General features: G+C 42.8%; 19 protein-coding genes and 1 riboswitch. Of the genes, 13 read left to right on the top strand and 6 right to left on the bottom strand.

Annotation, left to right across the window (positions count from 1 at the left end):
• Positions 1–86 precede the first annotated feature (86 nt).
• Genes crtI (NSS78_RS05355) through NSS78_RS05365 form a run of 3 tightly spaced genes read left to right on the top strand, consistent with a single transcriptional unit; the run spans position 87 to position 3908 of the window.
• The gene (crtI, locus tag NSS78_RS05355; protein WP_137054812.1) at positions 87–1604 is read left to right on the top strand and encodes a phytoene desaturase family protein; all 1518 of its coding nucleotides are present in this window, start codon (positions 87–89) and stop codon (positions 1602–1604) included.
• A complete protein-coding gene (crtI, locus tag NSS78_RS05360) occupies positions 1601–3076 on the top strand; it encodes a phytoene desaturase family protein (protein ID WP_212046093.1) in 1476 nt (491 codons plus the stop codon). The genes crtI (NSS78_RS05355) and crtI (NSS78_RS05360) overlap by 4 nt, the downstream gene beginning before the upstream one ends.
• Entirely contained in the window at positions 3069–3908 is an 840-nt protein-coding gene (locus NSS78_RS05365; RefSeq protein WP_050945342.1) for a phytoene/squalene synthase family protein, read from the top strand. The genes crtI (NSS78_RS05360) and NSS78_RS05365 overlap by 8 nt, the downstream gene beginning before the upstream one ends.
• A 25-nt stretch (positions 3909–3933) precedes the next feature.
• Here the strand turns inward: NSS78_RS05365 and NSS78_RS05370 are convergent, their stop codons facing one another.
• Positions 3934–5310 (bottom strand): MATE family efflux transporter, encoded by a 1377-nt coding sequence (locus tag NSS78_RS05370; protein WP_137054810.1) that lies wholly within the window; start codon positions 5308–5310, stop codon positions 3934–3936.
• 113 nt (positions 5311–5423) lie between these two features.
• Between NSS78_RS05370 and NSS78_RS05375 the strand changes: the two genes are divergently transcribed.
• Genes NSS78_RS05375 through NSS78_RS05390 form a run of 4 tightly spaced genes read left to right on the top strand, consistent with a single transcriptional unit; the run spans position 5424 to position 7497 of the window.
• Positions 5424–6290, top strand: a complete 867-nt coding sequence (locus NSS78_RS05375; protein ID WP_003210875.1) for an AraC family transcriptional regulator — start codon at positions 5424–5426, stop codon at positions 6288–6290.
• A gap of 14 nt (positions 6291–6304) precedes the next feature.
• A complete protein-coding gene (locus NSS78_RS05380) occupies positions 6305–6865 on the top strand; it encodes a GNAT family protein (RefSeq protein ID WP_003211119.1) in 561 nt (186 codons plus the stop codon).
• 56 nt (positions 6866–6921) lie between these two features.
• Positions 6922–7200: a hypothetical protein gene (locus tag NSS78_RS05385; RefSeq protein ID WP_223251209.1), complete on the top strand. Its 279-nt coding sequence runs from the start codon at positions 6922–6924 to the stop codon at positions 7198–7200.
• Positions 7201–7236: 36 nt separating this feature from the next.
• Positions 7237–7497 carry a hypothetical protein gene (locus NSS78_RS05390; protein WP_080984794.1) on the top strand — a complete coding sequence of 87 codons (261 nt, stop codon included), beginning with the start codon at positions 7237–7239 and terminating at the stop codon, positions 7495–7497.
• Here NSS78_RS05390 and NSS78_RS05395 read toward each other — a convergent pair.
• Positions 7492–8028 carry a serine acetyltransferase gene (locus tag NSS78_RS05395; RefSeq protein ID WP_137054808.1) on the bottom strand — a complete coding sequence of 179 codons (537 nt, stop codon included), beginning with the start codon at positions 8026–8028 and terminating at the stop codon, positions 7492–7494. The two genes, NSS78_RS05390 and NSS78_RS05395, sit on opposite strands and share 6 nt — an antisense overlap.
• 386 nt (positions 8029–8414) lie before the next feature.
• Here NSS78_RS05395 and NSS78_RS05400 point away from each other — a divergent pair, with 386 nt between their 5' ends.
• The 6 genes from NSS78_RS05400 to NSS78_RS05425 are packed head-to-tail and all read left to right on the top strand — an operon-like array spanning position 8415 to position 16725.
• A complete protein-coding gene (locus NSS78_RS05400; RefSeq protein ID WP_050945337.1) occupies positions 8415–9761 on the top strand; it encodes an aspartate aminotransferase family protein in 1347 nt (448 codons plus the stop codon).
• Positions 9748–11244: an aspartate aminotransferase family protein gene (locus NSS78_RS05405; RefSeq protein WP_327840147.1), complete on the top strand. Its 1497-nt coding sequence runs from the start codon at positions 9748–9750 to the stop codon at positions 11242–11244. The genes NSS78_RS05400 and NSS78_RS05405 overlap by 14 nt, the downstream gene beginning before the upstream one ends.
• On the top strand, positions 11241–13022 hold the full coding sequence (locus NSS78_RS05410) for an IucA/IucC family protein (protein ID WP_212046090.1): 1782 nt from the start codon (positions 11241–11243) through the stop codon (positions 13020–13022). The genes NSS78_RS05405 and NSS78_RS05410 overlap by 4 nt, the downstream gene beginning before the upstream one ends.
• Positions 13019–13573 (top strand): GNAT family N-acetyltransferase, encoded by a 555-nt coding sequence (locus NSS78_RS05415; protein ID WP_342468310.1) that lies wholly within the window; start codon positions 13019–13021, stop codon positions 13571–13573. The genes NSS78_RS05410 and NSS78_RS05415 overlap by 4 nt, the downstream gene beginning before the upstream one ends.
• Positions 13548–14897: a lysine N(6)-hydroxylase/L-ornithine N(5)-oxygenase family protein gene (locus tag NSS78_RS05420; RefSeq protein ID WP_212046088.1), complete on the top strand. Its 1350-nt coding sequence runs from the start codon at positions 13548–13550 to the stop codon at positions 14895–14897. The genes NSS78_RS05415 and NSS78_RS05420 overlap by 26 nt, the downstream gene beginning before the upstream one ends.
• 13 nt (positions 14898–14910) lie before the next feature.
• The gene (locus NSS78_RS05425) at positions 14911–16725 is read left to right on the top strand and encodes an IucA/IucC family siderophore biosynthesis protein (protein WP_212046087.1); all 1815 of its coding nucleotides are present in this window, start codon (positions 14911–14913) and stop codon (positions 16723–16725) included.
• Positions 16726–16767: 42 nt separating this feature from the next.
• Here NSS78_RS05425 and NSS78_RS05430 read toward each other — a convergent pair whose 3' ends face one another.
• The 4 genes from NSS78_RS05430 to NSS78_RS05445 all read right to left on the bottom strand — a co-directional run bounded on the left by NSS78_RS05430 (position 16768) and on the right by NSS78_RS05445 (position 23774).
• Positions 16768–17625: a GNAT family N-acetyltransferase gene (locus NSS78_RS05430; RefSeq protein ID WP_212046086.1), complete on the bottom strand. Its 858-nt coding sequence runs from the start codon at positions 17623–17625 to the stop codon at positions 16768–16770.
• A gap of 125 nt (positions 17626–17750) precedes the next feature.
• The gene (gene metH / locus NSS78_RS05435) at positions 17751–21179 is read right to left on the bottom strand and encodes a methionine synthase (protein WP_327840140.1); all 3429 of its coding nucleotides are present in this window, start codon (positions 21177–21179) and stop codon (positions 17751–17753) included.
• Entirely contained in the window at positions 21163–23004 is a 1842-nt protein-coding gene (locus NSS78_RS05440; protein ID WP_137054802.1) for a bifunctional homocysteine S-methyltransferase/methylenetetrahydrofolate reductase, read from the bottom strand. The genes metH and NSS78_RS05440 overlap by 17 nt, the downstream gene beginning before the upstream one ends.
• Before the next feature lie 78 nt (positions 23005–23082).
• A riboswitch (SAM riboswitch) is annotated at positions 23083–23201 on the bottom strand.
• Positions 23202–23282: 81 nt separating this feature from the next.
• Entirely contained in the window at positions 23283–23774 is a 492-nt protein-coding gene (locus NSS78_RS05445; RefSeq protein ID WP_003211707.1) for a YajQ family cyclic di-GMP-binding protein, read from the bottom strand.
• Positions 23775–23878: the final 104 nt, after the last annotated feature.

The raw sequence follows: 23878 nt of genomic DNA on the forward strand, positions 1-23878 counted from the left end.
GACGAATAGAGCACATCGAAAGTTGATCTAATCTTTCTAATTTGTATAATTAACTTAAAGTGAATTAATTTGGAGGAAAAAGGATAATGAAAATCATTGTGATCGGAGCAGGACCAGGGGGACTTGCGGCAGCTATGATGCTTCAAAGCAAAGGACATGACGTTCATGTATACGAAAAGCAGCCCTTTATCGGCGGACGAAACGCTAAGTTTCAACTGGGTGATTTCACGTTTGATACGGGTCCTACCTTTCTCAGCATGATTCATATTGCAGAGGAGCTGTTCACCTTTGCTGGTAAAAATCTTTATGACTATATTGATGTGATCGAATTAAAAGAAATGTATAGATTGATTTTTCAAGACGATCAGCTAGATATGATACGAGATCGTGATGAAATGTATAGACGGTTAGAAGCCTTTGCAACTGGAGAGGGCGAAGGGTATATTCGATTTATGAACGATACGAAGCGAAAAATGGATCGGCTTACACCTATTTTACAAAGTAAAATGGATCGTTTTCATCATTATTTGCGTCCAAAGGTGCTCAAAGCACTTCCGCAGCTTTCATTGAATAAGAGTTTATATGATGTGCTGTCAGATTATTTCTCAAATGAATCAGTGAAATATGCGTTTACATTTCAATCAAAGTATTTAGGTATGTCACCGTGGGAGTGCCCTGGTGCTTTCTCCATTCTATCATTTATGGAGCATGACACAGGTGTGTTCCATCCGAAGGGCGGGGTCAATCAGCTGTCAGAAGCGATGGCAAAAGCGGCGGTTGAAGCTGGAGCAACGATTCATCTGTCAGCCGGCGTCGAAAAACTGCTGACAGAAGGCAGGAAGGTAAAAGGCATTCGCTTAGAATCTGGGGAAGAAATACAGGCAGATGAGGTTGTCGTAAATGGAGACTTTGCACATGTGATGACAAAGCTTGTAGAGCCAGGACTTTTAAAGAAATATAGCGAGAAAAAATTAAAAAAGAAAAAATTTTCATGCTCCACCTTTATGCTTTATTTAGGATTAGATACCATATATGAGGAGCCGCATCATACCATCGTTTTTTCTGATGATTATGCGCAATTTGTCAAAGGCATTACGAAAACATATGAGCTGCCAGATGATCCATCTATTTATATTCAAAATGCTAGTGTCACAGATGACTCACTTGCGCCAAAAGGAAAGTCAGCTCTTTATGTATTGGCACCTGTTGCCAACAATCAAAGCGGCATTGACTGGGAAGCGCATCAAGATGAATTCAGAGAACTTGTACTGAATACACTGGAGCGAAAAACCGGTTTTAAGAATGTAAGGCAGCATATAGAAGTCGAGCGGATGATTACACCGAAGCAATGGGAGGAAGACCTTTACGTATACGAAGGAGCCACATTTAACCTTGGCCACCAGCTGACGCAGATGATGGTCCTAAGGCCGCACAACGAATTTGATGAATTGGATCATTGCTGGCTCGTAGGAGGAGGAACGCATCCAGGAAGCGGACTGCCGACCATTTTAGAATCAGCACGCATCACGACAAATGCGATTCTTTCAAAAGAGAAACATACGCACAAAACATTGCCGCAACAAGAAAAGGGGAGCGCCTCATGACAAAACATATATTGATTGCAGGTGGCGGTATTGGCGGGATGATCTCAGCACTTTATTTAAAAAAAGCGGGACATGATGTCACGCTTGTCGAAAAAAATGAGCGACTTGGCGGAAGGCTTGCTTTTGTACGTGAGAAAGGATATAAAGTAGATGAAGGTCCGACCATTGTCCTACTTCCAGATATGTTAAAAGGTATTTTACATGAGGTAGGAATTGACGAAGCATCTCTTGATCTTTTGCAGCTTGATCCGCTGTATACGATTCAATTTCAAGATGGAACCTCCTACACGAAGTACTCTGATGCACTTCGTCAGCTAGAGGAAATCAGACGTGTATTTCCAAAGGAAGATCAAGGATTCCTAAGGTTTATGGAAGAAATGACAGACCGGTTTCAAGAAGGACAACAAGCTTTTCTAGAGAAATCATTTCATGAAAAGCGTACATTTTTTACAAAAGCAAACATGAAAATTTTAATGAAATTAAAGGCGTATCGCACGGTTCAAAGTGCCCTGAAAAAGTATTTCTCAGACGAACGCCTGCGAGATGCATATGCACTTCAAACCCTCTATGTCGGAGGAAATCCATATGAAGCATCTGCTATATATTCGCTTGTTTCATATAGTGAGCACGCACATGGAATCTACTATTTAAAAGGCGGCTATGCGAGTTTAGTAGATATATTGGAAGGGCAGCTCATGAAAATGGGTGTGCATGTGAGAAAAAATGTCGAAGTCACGGAGCTAGAGTTTGATGGGAAACGCGTGGTTAAAGCAAAAGTCAATGACGCCCATATAGCAGCTGATGCCTTTGTCATCAACGGAGATTATCCAGCTGCGTTAAAACAGCTTGGTTTAGACGAACAAGATCGGCGAAAATACGTGCCGTCCTCTGGCTGTGTAATGGTGTATCTCGGGTTAAACAAAATGTACCATGATGCGCCTGTGCATCAATTCTTTATGGGCGAACACTTTGATCAGCATATGAAAGAGGTTTTTCAAACGAAGACGATCCCTCAAGATCCGTCGTTTTATACATTTAATCCATCGATCATTGATCCATCTCTTGCCCCGGAAGGCTGTAGTGTTTTATATATGCTGATTCCCGTTCCCTCAGGAGATCATATCAACTGGGAAGAGGAGACAGATTTTGTAGAGAAAATGGTCGATCGTCTTGAGAAAAGAGGCTTTCCAAGATTGCGAGAGTCGATTGTCTGGAAAAAAATTATAACACCAAATGATTCCTTGCGAGAAGGATTGTTTGAAGGTGGCAGCTTTGGACTTGCGCCTAACTTGTTTCAATCAGGTGTGTTCCGCCCGCAAGTGAAGGTAGCTGAGACGGGCAATCTTTATGCAGTAGGTGCTTCCATCCATCCTGGTGGCGGAGTGCCGATCGTGATGCAAAGTGCGAAGCTGATGGCGTCTGTGCTGTTAAAAGATTTGAATGACAGAAAGGAAGTGAAGCTAAGTGGTTGATGTACAAACAGCATTGAAATTGTGTGAGGAGACCATTCAAACCCATTCTAAAACGTTTTACCGTGCCTTTTCCATGCTGCCTAAAAAGAAAAGACAGGCCGTCTGGGCCGTGTATTCCTTTTGCCGGAGAGCAGATGATATTGTAGATGAGTCCCCCTCGCCAAAAGAGGAGCTTGCCTCCTTTCGAGAGACGTTTGATCGATTTTTACAAGGTGAGGTAGATCGGAACGATCCGATGTGGGTGGCGCTAGCACATACATTTCAAGAGTTTCGTATGGATGAAGCCCCGTTCCGTGACTTGCTCCAAGGTCAGGAGATGGATTTAGAGCAGCACCGATATGAAACGTTAGATGAACTGCTCATTTATTCCTACCATGTTGCTAGTACCGTTGGACTTATGCTGCTTCCTATTATTGCACCGCGTAAAAAAGAACAGCTAAAAGAAGCAGCGATTTCATTAGGGATTGCCATGCAGCTGACCAATATTCTTCGTGACATTGGCGAGGATAAGGCTGAAAGAGACCGCATTTATTTGCCAAAGCAAGTCATGGATCAATTCGGATATACAGAGCAAGAATTGCAAGAAGGCATTATCAATCAAGCATTTCAGCACGTATGGGAGTACATTGCCTTTGAGGCAGAGGCATACTACGAGGAGTTTTTTGACCATCTTCATGAATTCCCGCTCTATTCACGTATACCAGTGAAAGCAGCTGCTCACTTTTATAAAGCCATTTTAGATAAAACAAGAGAAAATGAATACCGCGTGTTTACACAGCGATCATTTATTTCGAACCAAGAAAAAGAACTTATTTTAGAAGATATTACGTAAAAAAGGACTGCACCCGCAGTCCTTTTTATGTGGAAGAAAAGCGATGCTCTGTCCAAACTCTTGAACGCCACCGCCTATACATAAAGATGCCTCTTACCCATTCATCCACGATAAAAGAAATCCAAATCCCAATGAGGCCCATTTCAAGCTGAATGCCTAACAAGTAAGCGATCGGAAGCCCGATGCCCCACATTGAAATCATCGCCATATACACTGGAAACTTCGCATCGCCAGCAGCCCGCAAGGAATTAATAATGACCATATTAAAAGAACGGCCCGGTTCCAAAATAATGGTCAAAAGGAGGAGGGTGGCGGCGGTTTGAATGATCTCGCTGTTGCTAGTAAAGAAAGCAAGCACATGCGTCGATGATAAAGATAAAGCAATAGAAGAAAGAAGGGAGATGCCAATGGCCCAGTATAAGCTTTTCATACATCTGTGATAGGCAGCATCGAATTCCTTCGCCCCAATATGGCGCCCAATTAAAATTTGTGTCCCTTGGCTAATAGCTGCACCAAATAGCATAATGAACATCATGACATTTTGAGTATAAACCTTTGCAGCTAATGCCTGCGTCCCCATAAATGTAATAAACAGTGTAATGATCATTTGAGAGCCGTTATAAGAAAGCTGCTCTCCAGCAGAAGGAATGCCGATTTTCAGCAACTTTTTTAAATATGTCCGCTGGATGTGAAACATCTTCTTCAGTGAAAAGCGTAATCCAATTCGGCGACGTACAATGAGGATCATGGCCATTAATCCGATCAATCGAGCGAGTGAGGTCGAAAAAGCGACCCCCATGACACCTAATACAGGGAAACCAAACGGACCAAAAATCACCAAATAGTTACCAGCAACGTTTAACAAGTTCATTCCGATAGTGACATACATCGTATCTCTTGTATATCCGTAGCTTTTTAAAATAGCACTATACGTCATAATGAGCGCTTGAATAAAAGAAAGCAGCCCGACAATTTGTAAAAATATAGTCGCATCCGGCATGAGCTCACTTGATAGGCCCATCAGGTGTAAGATGGGAACAGCTAATCCAAACATGAGAAGACTAATGACAAAGCTAATCAAGAAATTGGTTCCTAGTGAGACATAGGCGACTTGAGTCGCTTCCTGCTTGCGGCTCGCTCCTAAAAGCTGCGCAATCACAATCGTCGTTCCAGTTGTAATGAAACTGAACATGACAATCAATAAATTCAGGAGCTGATTGCTTACACCAACTGCTGCAACACTATTATCGGAATATTGGCTGAGCATGAGGGTATCCGCGCTTCCCATCAGCATATATAAAGAGATTTCAATAAAAATAGGCCAAGTTAATGCAAATAATGAAGGGTGGTTTTTCTTCCCCCTAGCTTGAATCTTTTGAATTGGCAGTGATTGAGGTTTCATCAATCAACCTCCTTTCGTATAAATCCGATTTATAGTGTACCTTGCATCGACTATAATAAGAAGAGATGAAACCGAAACTTATTGGAGAAATCCGACTTCATAAGGGGATGAATATGAATCGATTTATTACATTTACTGTACCGCCGTTCCCGGTTTATATCGCTTCAGGCAAAGGCGTATTTCATCAAGGAGAAAGACATATCTCTAGAACCTTCACCGTGTTTGATCTTCTTTATGTCACAAGAGGGCAGCTATGGATCACAGAGGACAGAAAGGCTCATCACGTAAAAGAAGGAGAATATATCATTCTCTCACCTGGCTTGTCGCATGGCGGACACCTGCCATGCGAAGAAGATACGCACTATGAGTGGCTGCATTTCTCAATTGATCCATATGAGCTGACGAATCGGCCGAGAGAACACTGGTTTGATATGAAACAAAATCAAGCCACCTTTGAAAAGCCGGCAACATATGAATTTAGCCTGCCCCGTAAAGGAAAAGTGAAAGGAAGAAATGTATTAGAAAAGCACCTTGCACAGATGCGGGCCCTAAACGATGACGCGTCTGAACTGCCGCTGAAAAAACAGCTTCAGTTTGAAGAACTGCTCATTCATTTACAAAAAGAAGCATTTCATATTCCAAGTGCAAAGGAGAATGTCGCCTCAGAAGTGGTTCATTATCTTGAGCGTCACTTTATGAAGAAACTGCAAATGGAGGAGCTTGCAGAGAAGCTGCACTATCACCCTGATTACATGACAAGGTGTATGCAGACGGTGTATGGACTCACGCCAAACCAATATATCAATCGTCTCAAGGTCGAAAAAGCCAAAAGCATGCTTGCCTCAACGAATGATAAAATCGCAGCGATTGCTGATCACGTAGGCATTGATGATCCTACTTATTTTTCTAAGCTGTTTCGGCAAAACGAAGGCATGACGCCTATCGAGTACCGTCATCTTGCAAAAAGAACGACAAAGTAAAGGAACGTGAACAGATGAAAAGGGAAAAACAAAAGCTTGTGAACATACGACCATTAAACGAAGCTGATTTAGAGTTGGTATGGCATTTAAGATTCAAAGCACCAGACCAGTCCTATCGAGAGTGGAACGCCCCATATTTTCATGAACACGAAATCCCGCTTGCTGCTTTTAAAAAACGATACTTACAGGATACATCCATTCCGCCAAAGCTATATGGTATTGAAATAGACGGCGAAATCAAAGGCACCGTGTCATATTATTGGGAGAATGAACGTACACGGTGGCTTGAATGCGGCATTCTCATTTATGATTCGCGCTTTTGGAGCGGTGGCGTTGGGACAAAGGCATTAAGTCTATGGACTGATAAGTTATTTACACACATTGATATTCCTCGAATTGGTCTTACTACATGGTCGGGAAATGAACGGATGATGCGGTGCGCAGAGAAATGCGGGTTTATCCTTGAGGGAAGACTGCGAAAGGTCCGTTACTACCAAGGAGAGTATTATGATTCGATGCGTTACGGGATGCTGAGAGAGGAATGGCAAAGCCTTCTGCAACATTCAACTGAATAATTCCTTTTCTTTTTAGTACAAAAGTAGCGTATGATTGAATAAACTAAAAAAGAAGGGTGACGAATGAGTTGCGCTGGATTACCGGATGGTTTGTGTCGATTATAGTGGCCGTTTACCTATTTGTAGATGCGCCTAAACATGGGAAGAATAAATGGCTGTGGGCGATTTTAGGCCTTTTATTCGGGCTCTTTACATTTGGAATATACCTGATCAAAACAGGAAGAAAAGGATTGGGCTGGACGGTTCTGATCGTGTCCATTATCATCTATTCTATTTTCATTCTAGTCTATGTCTTTTACTTCTTATTGCTGATGATCGGATACTCAAACGCATAATAGAAAGCACGCGTGTACATAAGGAGGAGTTTGAACGTGAGACTTACAGGGTTATTCGTTTCACTTGCTGTTGCCATTTATTTATGGTTTGATGCGCCAAAGCATGATAAAGACAAATGGCTGTGGGCCATTTTAGGTGTCTTATTTAGTACGATCGTTCTCGGTATTTATTTGATCAAGACAGAGAGGAAGGGACTTGGCTGGACCATTCTTATTTTAACGATTTTGTTTTACCTCATGCTGCTCATCTCTGTTTTGATCGGTATCATTCTTTTTTATCAGGTGGGTCCTTCATGATGAAGGGCTTTTTTCTTTTACCTTTTGCGCTGGCACACCTGCAATAACAATTTTCTCCTCGTGAAAGGAACGGTTTACCACAGCATTTGCTCCGATGGAAATATGATCTGCAATATAGATATCCCCAAACAGCTTAGCACCTGGGCCAATCCATACATGATCCCCAATGGTTGGTACATCTTTTTCATGATGATTCTGACCAATATTCACCCCTTGATGAATATCACAAAATGCCCCGATTTTTGCATGTTTGTTCACAATTAAGAGACCCGTATGATTGATTCTAAGACCGGGACCGAAGACACCAATCGGAATATCAAAGCCAAGCTGCATGCCTTTCTTTTTATGTAAATAGCGATAGAACCATTTGCGAAGTGCAGCACCGCTATTAGAATAGTATTCATATTTTCGTAAAATCCTTTGATATTTCCATATATCATCCCCAAACCACTTAGGTCGTTTGCGCTTAATGGCTAATGCTTTCTTGTCCTGAGCTAAGTAGTGGTGGAGATCATGCTTTGTTAAAATCATCAGATCCCTCTCCATTCCCTTTTGTTTCAGAGAAATTATACCATTATAACCATTTATATCAATATAGAATGAAGTTTCTTTTTTTCCTTTTCTACATCACTTTCATCCACTTTCCCATATAAAATAAGTGCTTTGTCATGAATAGAACAAAAGAACCAGGAAGAATGATTTGTAATTTTTTTCTACATTATTTCGTCTCACGCGTTTATTCTCCCTATAGCAGTAGAGGTTTGTCAAAATGACACGAAATTACTCGTTAAATAGAGAATATAGCATTCATATGCTTTTAGAATCATCTTTTTGAATACAATTGACTTTCATATCTCACATCCTCTAGGCTAGTAAATGAAAATGATAATCTTTATCAATTGGAGGAGTGTTTTATTATGTCCATCAAAACCGTTTCTAAAAATCAGCAATTTTTAGAGCAGCAAAGTCAAAGAGAATCGAATGCAAGGTCTTATCCGAGACGGTTCCCATTAGCCATGCAAAAAGCCGAGGGTATGATCGTGACAGATGCGGATGGCAGAGAGTTTTATGACTGCCTGGCAGGCGCAGGAACACTTGCACTTGGTCACAATCATCCAGTTGTTATAGATGCAATTGAACGTATGCTTCATGAAAAAAGACCGTTGCATACGCTGGACATAACCTCAGAAATTAAAGAAGAATTTGTGAATGAAATTTTTTCTCACTTGCCAGAAGAGTTTGCAAAAAGAGCCAAAATTCAATTTTGTGGACCAACTGGTGGTGACGCCATAGAAGCAGCAATTAAATTAGTCAAAACAGCGACAGGGAATCGAAGCATTCTATCTTTCCATGGTGCGTATCACGGTGCGACACATGCCACGATGTCATTAAGCGGGAATTTATCTCCAAAGGAAAGAGTGCAAGGGTTAATACCTGATGTTCATTTTATGCCTTACCCATATGAATATCGCTGCCCATTTGGAATTGGTGGGAAGAATTCGCACCGCATTTCAAGTTCGTATATTGAGCGCGTATTAAATGATCCTGAAAGTGGTATTCTTCCGCCAGCAGGTATGATCTTTGAAGCAGTGCAGGGCGAGGGGGGCTCCATTCCAGCATCGATTGAATGGATGAAAGAAATGAGAAGAATCACAAAAGAAAAAGGGATTCCACTCATTATTGATGAGGTTCAATCAGGCATCGGCCGAACAGGGAAGATGTTTGCCTTTGAACATGCAGGAATTGTACCTGACGTTATTGTGCTGTCAAAAGCCATTGGTGGAAGCCTGCCGCTTTCAGTTGTGATTTATGATCAAGATTTAGATCAATGGAATCCAGGTGCACACATCGGGACATTTAGAGGGAATCAAATGGCGATGGCTGCTGGAACTGCTACGCTTAAATTTATCAAAGAAACCAACCTGCTTGATCATGTAGAACGGTTAGGAGATCGTATGCAGGCGCATCTAAAAGACATCCAAAAACAAGTCCCTGCTCTCGGTGATGTTCGAGGGAGAGGCTTAATGATTGGCGTTGAAGTAGTCAATTCAAATGAGAAACAGGATGTGGACGGAAGCTATCCAGCGAATCCAGAGCTGGCCAGTCTTATTCAAAAGAATTGCTTCGACAAAGGCTTAATTGTGGAGACAGGAGGCCGTTTCGGAAGTGTTATTCGATTCTTGCCACCACTCATTATGACAGAAGAACAGCTTGAAAAAGTCATCGCTATTTTTAAAGAGGCCGTGTACGATGCAATCAACTAAGGCTTCAGTGGATTCATTATTTATCAATCAAAGCCAGCTTGGAAGAGAGTCCTTCCAAGCGGCTCTTCATACATCTATCGACAGCTTACTGGATCAATGGCAAAAAGACACAGGACCATACAGTGGAATATTGCCTGGGAAATTAGCGGATAGTGTCGAATCGCTATTCCGATTTCAACCGTCTGGTGAATCCATTGAATCCGTCTTTCAAGATATAAAAGAACATCTTTTGCCGCATTTGATTGATGTATCGCATCCTAAATGCTTGGCACATCTGCATTGTCCACCGCTTATTCCTGCACTTGCCGCAGAGGTGATGGTAAGTTCCTTTAACCAATCAATGGATTCCTTTGATCAAAGCGGTATTGCTTCTTTGGTTGAGGAAGAAATTCTCAAGTGGCTATGTGCGAAGTTTTCTTATGGCGGCCTAGCAGATGGGACATTTACAAGCGGTGGAACCCAATCTAACTACATGGGGCTGCTTCTAGCGAGAGATGCCTTTTGTGAAAACACATGGCAGTGGAATGTTCAGCAGAAAGGCTTACCAAGTGAATCTCACCGCATGAGAATCCTTTGCTCGAATAATGCTCACTTCACTGTGAAAAAATCTGCCTCCCAGTTAGGTTTAGGAGAGCAGGCAGTCGTACTAGTCGAGACAGATGAGCATCATCGAATGGACCTCAATGATTTGAAAAAGAAGCTGGCTGAGTTGAAGGAGCAGAACTTGCTGCCTTTTGCGGTAGTAGCCACTTGCGGGACAACGGATTTTGGCAGTATTGACCCAGTTCGAGAGGTATATGACCTCGTCAAGCCATACGGTCTTTGGATTCACGCAGATGCTGCCTACGGCGGAGCACTTGTATTAAGCGAAACCTACCGTAAGAAGTTAGACGGTATTGAGCTTGCTGATTCAATCACGATTGACTTTCACAAACAATTTTATCAGCCGATATCCTGCGGGGCATTTTTGCTAAAGGATAAAAGACATTTTGGTTTGATCAATTATCATGCCGATTATCTTAATCCAAAGGAAGACGAGCTCGATGGTATTCTACATCTCGTCAATAAATCTGTCCAAACGACGCGCCGGTTTGATGCTCTGAAATTACTTCTTTCTCTTCGTTTAATTGGAGAAGAAGGCTTTGGAGAAATCATTGACCATACCATTCATTTTGCAAAGGATGTGGTCGCGCTTATTGAGAGAAATGATGACCTTGAAGTGATCAATCCTGAGCCAGAAATCAATGCAGTTGTGTTCCGATTTAAGGATGACGATCAAACAGATGACATCAATAAAATCATTCATCGGACATTATTCAAAACAGGAACTGCTGTCATTGCGAAAACAGTGGTGAATGACCGAACATGCTTAAAATTCACTTTGTTAAATCCGAGAACGACAATCACACATATTGAGGAAATCCTTTCTGACATCGTTGATATCGGGATCGCTCATATTCAATCCGGGAGGGTACTACGTTGAGTCAATATAAACAAATGGCTGAAAATGCAACCATGCAAAGCTTTTTAAACTGTTTTTTACGCGAAACAGGAATCGATCGATCTGCAAAAAAAGAGGTGAGAGCAGATGGCTCGCTTGTCTTCATCGCAAAACTAGCAAAACAAGATCTAGAGCTTGTGATTCCGATCCGATATGTTTCATCTGTTGGCCGCCATCTCTTTGATTTTCCGATTCGCTTTCGCCCGCAAGGCAGTGAACAAGAGGGCGCAATCGTCGATTACACGACACTTGTTGCTTTATGTTCAAAGGAGCTTCTCATTGAATATGGCCGTACAGATGCAGAGGATGAATTCATGCTTCGCATCATTTTAAGCTGCCGAAATATTGAACGGTTCTTAAAGGAGCGAGAAAGTGATCGAGCCGCTCTTTCTGAAGCCGATTTTGAGTATATTGAGGCTGAGCAGTCACTTCTCCTTGGTCATTTAACGCATCCTACCCCAAAAAGCAGACAAGGAATGACAGAGGAGGAGGAAGCGATCTATTCTCCTGAGCTGAAAGGGGCTTTCCAGCTTCATTACTTTAAAGCGCATCATTCGATTGTGCTTCAGGATTCGTCAATTACACAGTCTGCGGCAAGCCTCATGCTAGAGGAGCTCTTGCGCCAGGTACCAGCAGAAAAAGAGAGACTGAATACGTTAGTAGAAAACGGAGAATATGTGCTCATTCCGATTCATCCGCTGCAAGTCAAAGTGGTCATGGAGAAGGCATTTGTGAACCGTTATATAGAGGAAGGGAAACTCACTTATTTAGGACCGATCGGTTCTGAATACACAGCGACCTCATCCTTCAGAACCGTCTATCAAAAGGATTCTGCTTACATGCTCAAATTCTCTGTTCCTGTGAAAATTACAAACTCCTTACGTGTTAATAAACAAAAGGAACTGGATCGCGGTGTAGAGATGTCGCGCATTTTAAAAACAGAATTAGGCGTTTCTTTATACGATAAATTTTCTGGATTCCGGGTCATTGAAGATCCCGCCTATTTATCCATTCAAGGAGAAGAGGCGGAATCTGGCTTTGAAGTAGTCATTCGTCAAAATCCATTTTTACATCGTGAAAAAGGGGCAAGCTTAATTGCTGGATTATGTCAGGATCATGCGTATGGTGGAAAATCGCGATTAGCAGGGATCATTCATGACCTTGCAGACGCAGAAGGCCGATCACTGGAGGCTGTGAGCCAAGATTGGTTTAAACAATATTTAACTATTTCGTTAGAACCGATGCTCTGGCTGTTTGAAACGTATGGTCTTGCACTTGAAGCCCATCAGCAAAACGCTGTTGTGCAAATGAAGGGTGGTTATCCGCACACCTTCTATTATCGTGACAACCAAGGCTACTACTATAGTGAATCGAAAAAGGATAAACTCGCAAATCTTGTCCAAAACCTGAGCGTGAGAAGTGAAACGATTTGTGCAGATGAGGTAGCTGTTGAGAGACTGCGTTATTATTTCTTCTTTAATCATTTATTTGGTCTCATTAACGGCTTTGGTACAGAAGGTCTGGCGAAAGAAGAAGACTTGCTCGCCCTTGTGAGAGACACATTGCTCGCTCATGAGGAAACATACGGTGCATCTGAGCTGACAAACAGCCTTCTGCGCTCAAAAGAACTGCCTTCAAAAGCGAATTTGCTGACACGGTTTGAAGATATGGATGAACTGACAGGATCTCTGGAAACACAGTCTCGTTACACAGCTGTCTTGAATCCGCTCTTTTTACATAAGGAGGCGCTGATTGGATGAGGGATCGTATTAAGTTTATTCGCGCTGAATATGAAAGAGATGTCCGGCTTGTCCACAGGTGGATGCAAGAGGAGTATGTTCACCCATTTTGGCATTTGAATATTCCGTTCCCTGCTTTTGAAAAGCATTTTTATCAGGCGGTTCATGATCCGCATCAAACCCTTTATTTAGGCACAATTGATGGGACGCCAATGAGTTATTTTGAGGCATACAACGTCAAAGGTGATGTCATTGAATCTTACTATCAGCCTTCTCCGCATGATCAAGGAATCCATCTATTAATAGGGGAGCCGGATTATGTAGGAAAAGGTTTTGCTACTCCGCTGCTTCAGGCCATGACAGCATTTCAATTTGAGCAGAATAAACCAACAGAAAAAGTCGTCGCTGAGCCGGATATTCGCAATGAAAAAATGATCCATGTATTTGAAAAATGCGGATTTGAACGTGTAAAACCAGTCAATTTACCCGATAAAACAGGTCTTTTAATGTTTTGTGATCGAGAAAGATTCGAAAGGAAGTATAACCATGACGCGGTTCAACAAGCAAAATAATGTAGTGGATGTAATAGGGATCGGCATTGGTCCGTTTAACTTAGGACTTGCCGCATTATCTGAAGAGGTAAATGAAATTGACGCTTTGTTTTTTGAAAGAAGTGAAGCCTTTCATTGGCACCCAGGGATGCTCATTGAGGGGACGACACTGCAAGTTCCCTTTTTAGCGGACCTTGTCAGTATGGCAGATGTGAAAAGTAAATATAGCTTTCTTAACTATTTACAGGAACAAAATCGTTTGTATTCATTTTACTTTCTAGAAGATTTTCATATCCCGCGCAAGGAATATAGTCATTATTGCCGCTGGGTCGCAGACCAGTTAGACTCTTGCCGATTTGGCATGAACGTCGAATCTGTCTCATTGATCGAGAAAGCAGGAGAAAAGCGATATGAAGTGCATGTGCGTCATGTGAAAGACCAAACGGTAGAGGTGTTTGAAAGTAAGCATCTCGTCTTAGGAATTGGTACACAGCCGGCGATACCAGCATCGCTCCAGCCAGCTTTAGGAGAGAAAGTTTTTCATTCTGCTGACTATTTAAAACGAAAGAAAGAAGGCTGTTTCAAAGGGAAATCTGTGACAGTGATCGGCTCTGGTCAAAGTGCGGCAGAAGTGTTCTATGATATTTTATCAGATGATGAGGCGAAGGATATTCACTGGTTCACACGCTCTAAAGGATTTTTCCCAATGGAATATTCAAACCTTGGCCTTGAATATTTCTCTCCAGATTATATTGATTTCTTTTATGAGCTTCCGCAAACAAAAAAGGATGCGTTGTTAAAGCAGCAAGATTTGCTGTATAAGGGCATCAGCTCTGCAATGATCCGTGATATTTATCATTTGCTTTATGAACGTTCTGCCTGCGGAGAGCAGTTGAACACAGTGCTTCAAGCAATGACGGAGGTCAACTTGATTGAGGAAACAGCTCGCGGCTTGTCCCTTTCATGCACGCAATGGGTCAAAGAGGACACCTTTACCCACGAGACAGATATTGTCGTACTGGCGACGGGCTATCAATCGGTACTGCCCCCGTTTATCAATCCAATTTCTCATCACATTCAATGGGACGATCAAGGACGGTTCCAAATCGAACGTGAATATCGCTTAAAAACGAATACAATGGGTGAAAATGATATTTTTGTCCAAAATGCAGAGCTTCATACACATGGCGTTGGCGCTCCAGATTTAGGTCTTGGCGCTTACCGAAACAGTGTGATTATCAATGAACTTGCTCGTCAAACCGTGTATCCACTTTATCAAAAGCACGTCTTCCAGACATTTGGTACACATAAGAACGTCAACACATTTGAAGAAATCAAAGGTTAAGGAGGATGAAGCGATGAGTGTACAAGATGAATTGAAAAAAGCGGTGAATCCGGCTGCTTGGAAAAAGGCAAACCAGCGAATGGTGGCAAAAATGCTGTCTGAATACATGTATGAGGATATGCTTCATCCCGTGCAGCTAGATCATAAGGATGGCATTGCTCAGTATGAATTAATCATTCACGAACATAAGAAATATCGCTATCTTGCAAAACCTCGTTTGTTTGATAGTTTTGATACAATTGCTGAATCAATCGAGTGCTGTCAAGACGGAAAATGGTCAAAGGATGTCAGTGCCATTGTGTTTTTACTAGACATTCAGCCGCTCATTCCAATGTCTTCTGACACAACAGGACACCTTATAAAAGAGCTTCATCACACCCTGTTAGCAGATGTACATTTGCTGTCGAAAAAAGCACTTCGTGCGGATGAACTGACAGATACTGATTATGCATGGATTGAAGGAGAAATGACAGGCCACCCTTGGATTGTGTATAACAAAGGACGCATTGGGTTCAGTTATGATGACTACCTAGCCTATGCACCTGAAAGGCAAGAAAGTGTGCAGCTGTCTTGGATTGCTGTTCACCGGGACCTTGCGACATTCCATGCAGTCGATCATGAAAACTATGAGCAGGTAATTGCCAAAGAGTTAGATGAAGTCACGATCCGTCAATTTCACCGCGTGCTAAAGGATGAAGGATTGATTGCAGCTGATTATTATTTGATGCCTGTTCATAAATGGCAGTGGACACATATGATTATTCAGCATTTCCCAGAAGATTTGGCGTTGCGCCGGATTGTGTATGTAGGAGAGGGACTGGATCAATATATCCCGCAGCAGTCGATCAGAACCTTTACGAACATCTCAAATAAAGGCAAGCATCATATTAAACTGCCAATGAGCATTTTAAATACACTCGTGTACCGAGGACTTCCGTCAGAACGGACAGTCATTGCCCCTCGCATTACAGCGCATATTAAAGGGATCGCGGATCAAGATTCATTTTTATCTGATGTCTGCCGCGTGATATTACCTGGTGAGAATGCAAGTATTAATGTCGATCATCCTTACTATAGCAAACTGCCTGGTGCGCCGTATCAATATCTTGAAATGCTCGGTGTGATTTTTAGAGAAAGCATTTACTCGTACTTAGATGAAGGAGAGACCCCTGTTACACTTGCGGCACTCACTTATGAGGATCATGAAGGTGAGCCATATGTGAAACAGCTGATTGAAAAATCAGGTCTCTCAGCAAAAGAGTGGATGGCGAAATTTTTCCATGTGGTGATGCCGCCGCTATTGCACTTTATGTATCAATACGGCACCGTCTTTTCACCGCACGGACAAAATACGATTCTTGTGTTAAAAGATCATCAGCCTCATCGTTTGGCGATCAAAGATTTCGTCGATGATGTGAATATTAGTGATCAGCCGCTGCCTGAATTGGCTTCTCTAGGAGACGATTTAAAAGAAGTGCTGCGGAGTGAACCGCCGGAAGGCTTAGTGCAGTTTATCTTTACAGGATTGTTTATTTGCAACCTGCGTTACGTATCAAACGTGTTAGAGAACCATCAGCTGTTAGATGAAGCGACACTTTGGCGCTTGCTTGCCGAAGAAATTCAGCAGTATCAAAAGCAATTCCCGCAGCTGAAGGACCGTTTTGACCTATTTGATCTATTCCAGCCGAAGCTGACAAAGCTGTGCTTAAATCGTAATCGAATGATTGATTATGGGTATGGAGACGGAGATGACCGCCCGCATGCATCAGAGCATGGAAAGGTCACAAATGCACTCGCGCATGTTCTTTCGTCCATCGGCGAGAAATAATAGAAAAGCTGTAGACATCAAGTGTCTACAGCTTTTTATATATTACGAAAATGCTTGAGAGGCAAGGAAATAAAGAAGAGCGGGATCGTTCAGCTTTTCTTTTCCACGAATCATCATAAAATGCGCTTTGTTTGTTTTCGTAAAACCTGCTTCAACAAGTGATTCATGGAGGCGCTCAGCTGTTTCCTCCTGCATATCTAAACGAATTGGACCCGAATAAGACGAAATGAGCGAACGGATCAGCGAGAGAGCTGTAAGTTCATCATTTGCAGCAAGCGGACCAATCATTAAATTGGCAGGTGTTTCAACGCCGAACGCAAAGCCAGTTGTGTCGTGATGTTCATTTTGTGCAATGATACGCCGTGCTGCTCGGTTCATCCGGTTTTTTATAAAGCTTGATCGATTTGTGCCTGCGCCTTTTTCATCGAGTGCTTCAATACACGGAAGGTGCGATTCATCGGCAGGAGACAGGTGGATGTCATTTGACACACTAAGTGCCCCTGGGTTTGGGTTTTGCGCTTTGTAAGTCGTAATGTAACCAGCCGTGTGAAACCCGATTTTTTCGTAAACTGGCCGCCCTTGGACAGTAGCGGTTAAAACGACAGGAATGCTTTGATCACATTGATCTAGCAGGGTGTCAATCATTTTCCTTGCAAGACCTAAGCCGCGATGTGTCTCAGATACAATGACAGCACCAATTGACGCCATTCGATCATATTGGAAAAGTCCTGCACATGAGATGACTTGTCCATCCGCTGTTGAAAAACCTGTGAAATATCCATTTGTTAAAAGAGATGTGAGCTCTTCCGCATTGTAATCAGGCCAGTCTACCTCTTGAGACAATGCGATAAGATCTGGTATGTCATCGAGTGTTAATGCTCGTTGAACAACGTTTGTCATGACGCGCAACTCCTTCTTAGCTGAATTCATCTATGTGTATCGTACCATAAGAAGGTATAGTGTAAAAATTGAAGTTTATCTAATTTTCCCAGCAAAAAAGAACCTCCAGTTTCGGAGGTTCTGCATTAATGAACATTAAAATATCGAGCTTCAGGATGAGAAACGACGATCGCTGAAACAGATGCTTCAGGTTCCATCATAAATCCTTCCGTTAGATGGATGCCGATTTTTTCAGGCTGAAGCAGCTTGAACAGCTTTTCTTGGTCTTCAAGATTTGGACAGGCAGGATAACCAAAGGAATAGCGCTGCCCTTGATATTTCGCTTGGAATCGTTTTTCCATTGTGAAATCGACTGGGTCAGGAAAGCCCCATTTGTCACGAATCACTTGGTGGGTTCTTTCGGCTAATCCTTCTGCAAGCTCAAGCGCAAGAGCTTGAACTGCATGCATTTTTAAATAATCTCCTTCTTGCTTAAAGTGCTGCGCGACTTCACGTATACGCGCTCCGGCTGTGACGGCAAATAAGGCAATATAATCTTTCTCCCTTTCACCGCTTCCCCGCACATAATCAGAAATGGAGCGGTACGGAAGCTTCTCCTGTCTTGGAAATTGGAATGTTTCAATGATACGGTCAGGCGCTTTGGGATCATAAATATGCAGATCATTTCCGTTTGAACTGGCAGGATAAAATTGATAGACAAATGCAGGCGCAAACCAGTTTTTCTCTCTGCCTTCGTTTAGAAGATCTGTGACAAGCTGCTTTAATTCCAATGCTTTTGGATGCTGTTCGGCCAACAGCTTTTTCACCTTTCCTTTTAATCCAAGGTGGTGGCCAATGAGCATTTGTTCATTTACATAAGGCATAATATGATGCAGGTCGATGTCCCTTACATAATGACGTGCCGTATTTTCTGGCGTGAAAATAGGTGCCTCAGGGAGTGCCGCACGTTTTTCTAGTAATTCAATGACAGCTTGTGGCTGCTTTGTTTCTTTCTTTTTGAAAGGTGCCACAGGCTCTTCGTCGGGCTTAATTTGAAACTGAAGAGGATTTGCTTTTAACTCATTGGCTAAAGATAAGCCGTCCATCGCATCTTTTGCGTAAAGAACCGGTCCGTCATAATGAGGCGAAATCTTCATTTTCGTAAATTTCCGAGAAAGTGCAGCGCCACCGACCAAAATGGGCACGGAAATATTCGCCTTTTGTAAATCCTGAGCGGTGAGTACCATTTGCTGGGCTGACTTCACAAGCAATCCTGATAACCCAATCATATCTGGTTTTTCCTTTTGCACAGCTTCGATCAATGTTTGCGGTGTCACCTTGATGCCAAGGTCGACCACTTGAAAGCCGTTATTACTCAAAATGATGTCGACAAGGTTTTTTCCAATATCATGGACATCTCCTTTTACAGTGGCAAGTAGAATCTTACCTTTTCCGTTTGCATGCTGCTTTTCCATATATTGCTCGAGATACGATACAGATGCCTTCATGACCTCTGCTGATTGAAGCACTTCCGCCACAATCAGTTCGTTTTGATTGAAAAGACGTCCAACCTCAGCCATTCCCTGCATTAACGGACCATTGATGATATGAAGTGGTGATTCAAATTGCTCTAGAGCCAGGGATAAATCATCGATAAGTCCTTCTTTTGTTCCTTCGACGACGTAGAGTGCTAGCCTTTCATCAAGTGATAAGGAGACCTTTGGTTTTTTCACCGTTTTCTTTTTGCCTCGGTAAAACTGGGTGAATTCAGCAAGGGTTTGATCATTTGTTTCATAGAGCAGTGTTTCAGCGAGCTTGATTTCTTCCTTTGGAATGGAAGCGAAGCGTTCAAGCTTTTCTGTATTCACAATGGCGTAATCAAGTCCTGCTTGGACGCAGTGATACAAGTAGACGGCATTCAAGATTTCTCTCCCAAGAGGTGGGAGTCCAAAAGACACGTTGCTGATGCCTAAAATCGTCAAGCACTCAGGCAGGTTTTCCTTGATCATTTTGATGCCTTTGATCGTTTCTTCGGCAGCGCCAATATACTGCTCGTCTCCAGTGCCTACTGGAAAGACAAGTGGATCAAAAATAATGTCACTTGCGGGAATGCCATATTTCTCCGTTAATAGATCATGAGAGCGTACCGCAATCTCCAGCTTTCGTTCTGCTGTTACGGCCATCCCTGTTTCATCGATCGTGCCGACAACAAGTGCACCGCCGTATAGCTTCACAAGTGGAAGAATTTCTTCGAAGCGTTCTTCGCCATCCTCAAGGTTAATGGAATTGATGATGGCTTTCCCTTGGGAATATGTGAGCGCTTTTTCGATCACGTGTTTATCCGTTGAATCAATGACAAATGGGGCTTTGACTTTTTTCATAGCCTCTTGTAAAAAACCTTCCATGTCTGCCGCCTCATCGCGGTCTGGATCAGCGAGACACACATCAATCACGTGAGCACCGTTTTTTACCTGTGCACGAGCAACTTCTGACGCTTCTTCAAACTTTTGTTCCGCAATGAGTCGTTTGAATTTGCGTGAACCAATCACGTTGGTTCGTTCTCCTACAAAAAGAGGGCGCATTGACTCCTCATATATCAGGGGCTCAATTCCTGAGACGGTATGCTGAGACGATTCATGCGCAATGTGACGCGGCTGAATCGTTCGTACTTCATCTGACAATGCCTGTATATGTGCAGGTGTTGTTCCGCAGCAGCCGCCAACAATATTTAACCAGCCTTCCTTGGCAAAGGCGGAAATTTTTTTAGCAAGTGAAGCAGGGGATTCATGATATTGACCTTCTTCATCTGGTAGACCAGCATTTGGATAGCAGCTAACCGCTGACTTGGCGATGGAGGAGAGCGTGCGGATATGGTCTGTCATGAATTCAGGACCCGTCGCACAGTTCAGGCCGACACTCATTGGTTTCATATGCTCAAGAGAGATATAAAAGGCTTCAATATCCTGACCAGCGAGGGTAGTGCCCATCGGTTCAATCGTACCTGATACCATGAGAGGCAACTCAATACCTGTCTGCTGGAAGGCTTCCTGAATGCCTTTGAAACCAGCTTTTACATTCAGCATGTCTTGACTTGTTTCTAAAAGAAGGGCATCACATTTGCCATCAATCAAGGCGCGGGCCTGCTCTTCATAGTTTTTGACGAGCTCATCGAAGGTTGTGCCGCCTGTCACAGATAATGTTTTCGTAGTGGGACCCATCGCGCCAACAACAAATCGAGGCTGCTCCGGCGTGGAGAAACGGTCAGCTTCGTCCTTTGCCAGCTGGGCAGCCCGTATATTGAGTTCATAGGCAAGGTGGCCAAGCCCGTATTCGTCAAGGACGAGCTTTGTAGCCCCGAACGTATTTGTTTCAATGAGGTCGGCGCTTGCCTCAAGGTATTCTCTATGAATCGCGCGGATGGTGTGAGGGGCTGTCACATTCAAATACTCGTTACAGCCCTCATACTCTTCTCCGCCAAAGTCTTCTGCTGTGAGATTGGCATTTTGAATCATGGTCCCCATTGCACCATCAAGGAAGAGGATGCGTTTCTTAAGCTGTTCAGTGATAGTTGACATGGGTGTTTGACTCCTTTTCTTTTTGATGAATGTAGGTGGTTAGTTCTGCTGTTAAGTCTGATCGAAGGAAAGGGGTAATTAAATAAATGCCGTTAAACAATTCGCAGGCTGTATCTAATAAAGAGCGGGCAATCGCTAAGCCTTCTGCTCGCTGCTTTTCTTTATCCTCACCAGCCTTGGCCATAATGTCACGAATGGAATCAGATAATTTGATGCCTGGAATTTCATGATGAATAAACTCCGCATTTCGGCTGCTTGTTAACGGCATAACGCCAATATAAATCGGCTTATCTAAATGACGGCTCTCCTCATGAATTTTCACAAGCTGTTCCTCAGAATAAACAGGCTGTGAAATAAAATAATCAGCACCGTATTCGATTTTTTTCTCAAGACGTTTGACCGCTTTATCAATGTGGCGAACATTCGGATTAAACGCGCCAGCTACTGAAAAATTGGTCTTTTTGCCAAGCGGCTTCCCTGAGAAAGAAAGGCCTTCGTTAAACTGCTTAATCAGCCGAATCAAATCAAAGGAGGTTAAATCATAAACCGACGTTGCACCCGGGAAATCTCCAATCTTAGAAGGGTCGCCTGTAATGGCTAAAATATCAGTTAAACCAAGGGTGTCGAGACCCATCAAATGGGACTGAAGCCCAATCAAATTACGATCACGGCACGTGATATGGACGAGTGAACGCATATCAAGCTGCTGTTTCAATAATGCCCCGCAAGCCACATTGCTAATGCGCGGGGTCGCAAGAGAATTATCGGCTAATGTCAATGCATCAATGCCTGCATTCTTTAACTCATTTGCCGCGACGAGGAATTTTTCGAAGTTCAGCTTCTTCGGCGGATCAAGCTCTACAATAATCGTCCGTTTTTTCGTAGCGAGCTCATCAAGACCTGGTTCAGTCCGCTGATCTTGAATCGAAATGACTTCTTCTTTTAATACTTTCACTTCTTTTTCAGTGATCGGGGCTAAATCCTTGACCGCTTCAGCCATTGCGTGAATATGCTGAGGCGTTGTTCCGCAGCAACCGCCGATAATACGTGCGCCTTGATTTCTAAATTCAAGTGCACTTTTTCGAAAATAATCGTTATCTGTATCATAGACGAGTCTGCCTTCTTCAAGAGAGGGGAGACTGCTGTTGGGATAGACTGATAAATGGGAATTTTCTAAAATTGGAACGCCTTCGAGTGCCTGAATCATATGATAAGGGCCAAGCCGGCAGTTGATGCCAACGACGTCTGCGCCAAGAGAGGACAATTCAGATAAACCATCCTTGAGCGGTGTTCCATCCTGCAACACACCTTGTTCATGCATGGAGACGTTCATGACAATCGGGAGAGTCGTTTCTTTTCGTGCAATTTGGAGAACGGCCTTCGCTTCTTCCATGTCATAATACGTTTCTAGCAATAATCCATCGGGCTGCTCATTTAATAGAATGTACAGCTGCTCTCTAAAGCTTCGTTTAATTTCTTCAATTGTATAGGCATTTTTGTTAAACGTTCGAATGCCGCCGATCGTTCCAAGGACATAAGCAGAGCCGGCGGCTGCTTTTGCGATTTGTACCGCCTTTGTATTGATGCGCTTTGTTTCTTCCTCTAAGCCGTAGCGGGATAGTTTAATATAATTTGCGCCGTACGTATTTGTTTGAATGATGTCCGCACCAGCCTGCACATATGCTTCGTGCACGCGCCTTACTTCATCTTCTTTCGATAAATTTAATTCTTCAAAGCAGCGGTCAATGCCGTAAGAGTATAAAAGTGTTCCCATTGCACCGTCAGCAATCAGTACGCGGTTTTGTAAGTCTTGTAATAGGCCCATTGGTTTCCTCCTTATTTTTATGTAACAAAAAAAGCCTTCTGATAAGAAGAAGACTTTTTGGCTGTATCGTAATTCTTCTTCTTATCTTCCAAGCAGTTGCTTGCTGGATTTAGCACCTTGGTCATAGAAAATATATTTCTACTACACCGGTTGCTGAGGCTTCACAGGGCCAGTCCCTCTGCCTCTCTTGATAAGAAAGCGATATGAACATGTCAATAAATTGAACTTCCATCCACTGTATCGAAAAAATCGGAAATAATCAATGGAAAATTTGAAATTTATCGAAAATTTATAAATTGAACGTCAATCGGTAAATCTGCCTTGCGCATAAGAGAAATAACCTCTTGTAAATCATCTTTATTTTTTCCTGTTACACGCACTTGGTCATCTTGAAACTGTGACTTCACTTTGATGCCGGATTGCTTAATGAGTGCATTGATCTTTTTGGCGTTGTCTTGATCAATTCCGCTGATCAGCTTCGCGCGCTGGCGTACGGTTCCGCCAAGGGCATGCTCGGTTTTTCCGTAGTCGATGTTTTTAGTTGGAACATTTCGTTTGATCAGCTTTGACACAAGTACATCTTTTAGCTGCTCCAGCTTAAAGTCATCATCAGAGATGAGCACGAGCTCTTCTTTTTCAAGAGAAATATCACTTTTACTTCCTTTAAAATCATAACGGTTTTTAATTTCCTTCAGCGCTGCTTGAACGGCGTTTTGCACCTCAGGCAGTTCAACCTTTGATACAATGTCAAATGAGCTTTCTTTTGCCATAACGCATGACCTCCATGGATAGATATTGCGTCTATTTTATCATGCAACGTGGAGAAGAAGAAACTTTATCAAAGAGATGAGTCAAAGAGTTCTGCCAGCAGCGG

The sequence above is a fragment of the Bacillus sp. FSL W8-0920 genome, assembly GCF_038593215.1.
In the GTDB taxonomy this organism is placed as follows: domain Bacteria; phylum Bacillota; class Bacilli; order Bacillales; family Bacillaceae; genus Bacillus; species Bacillus pumilus.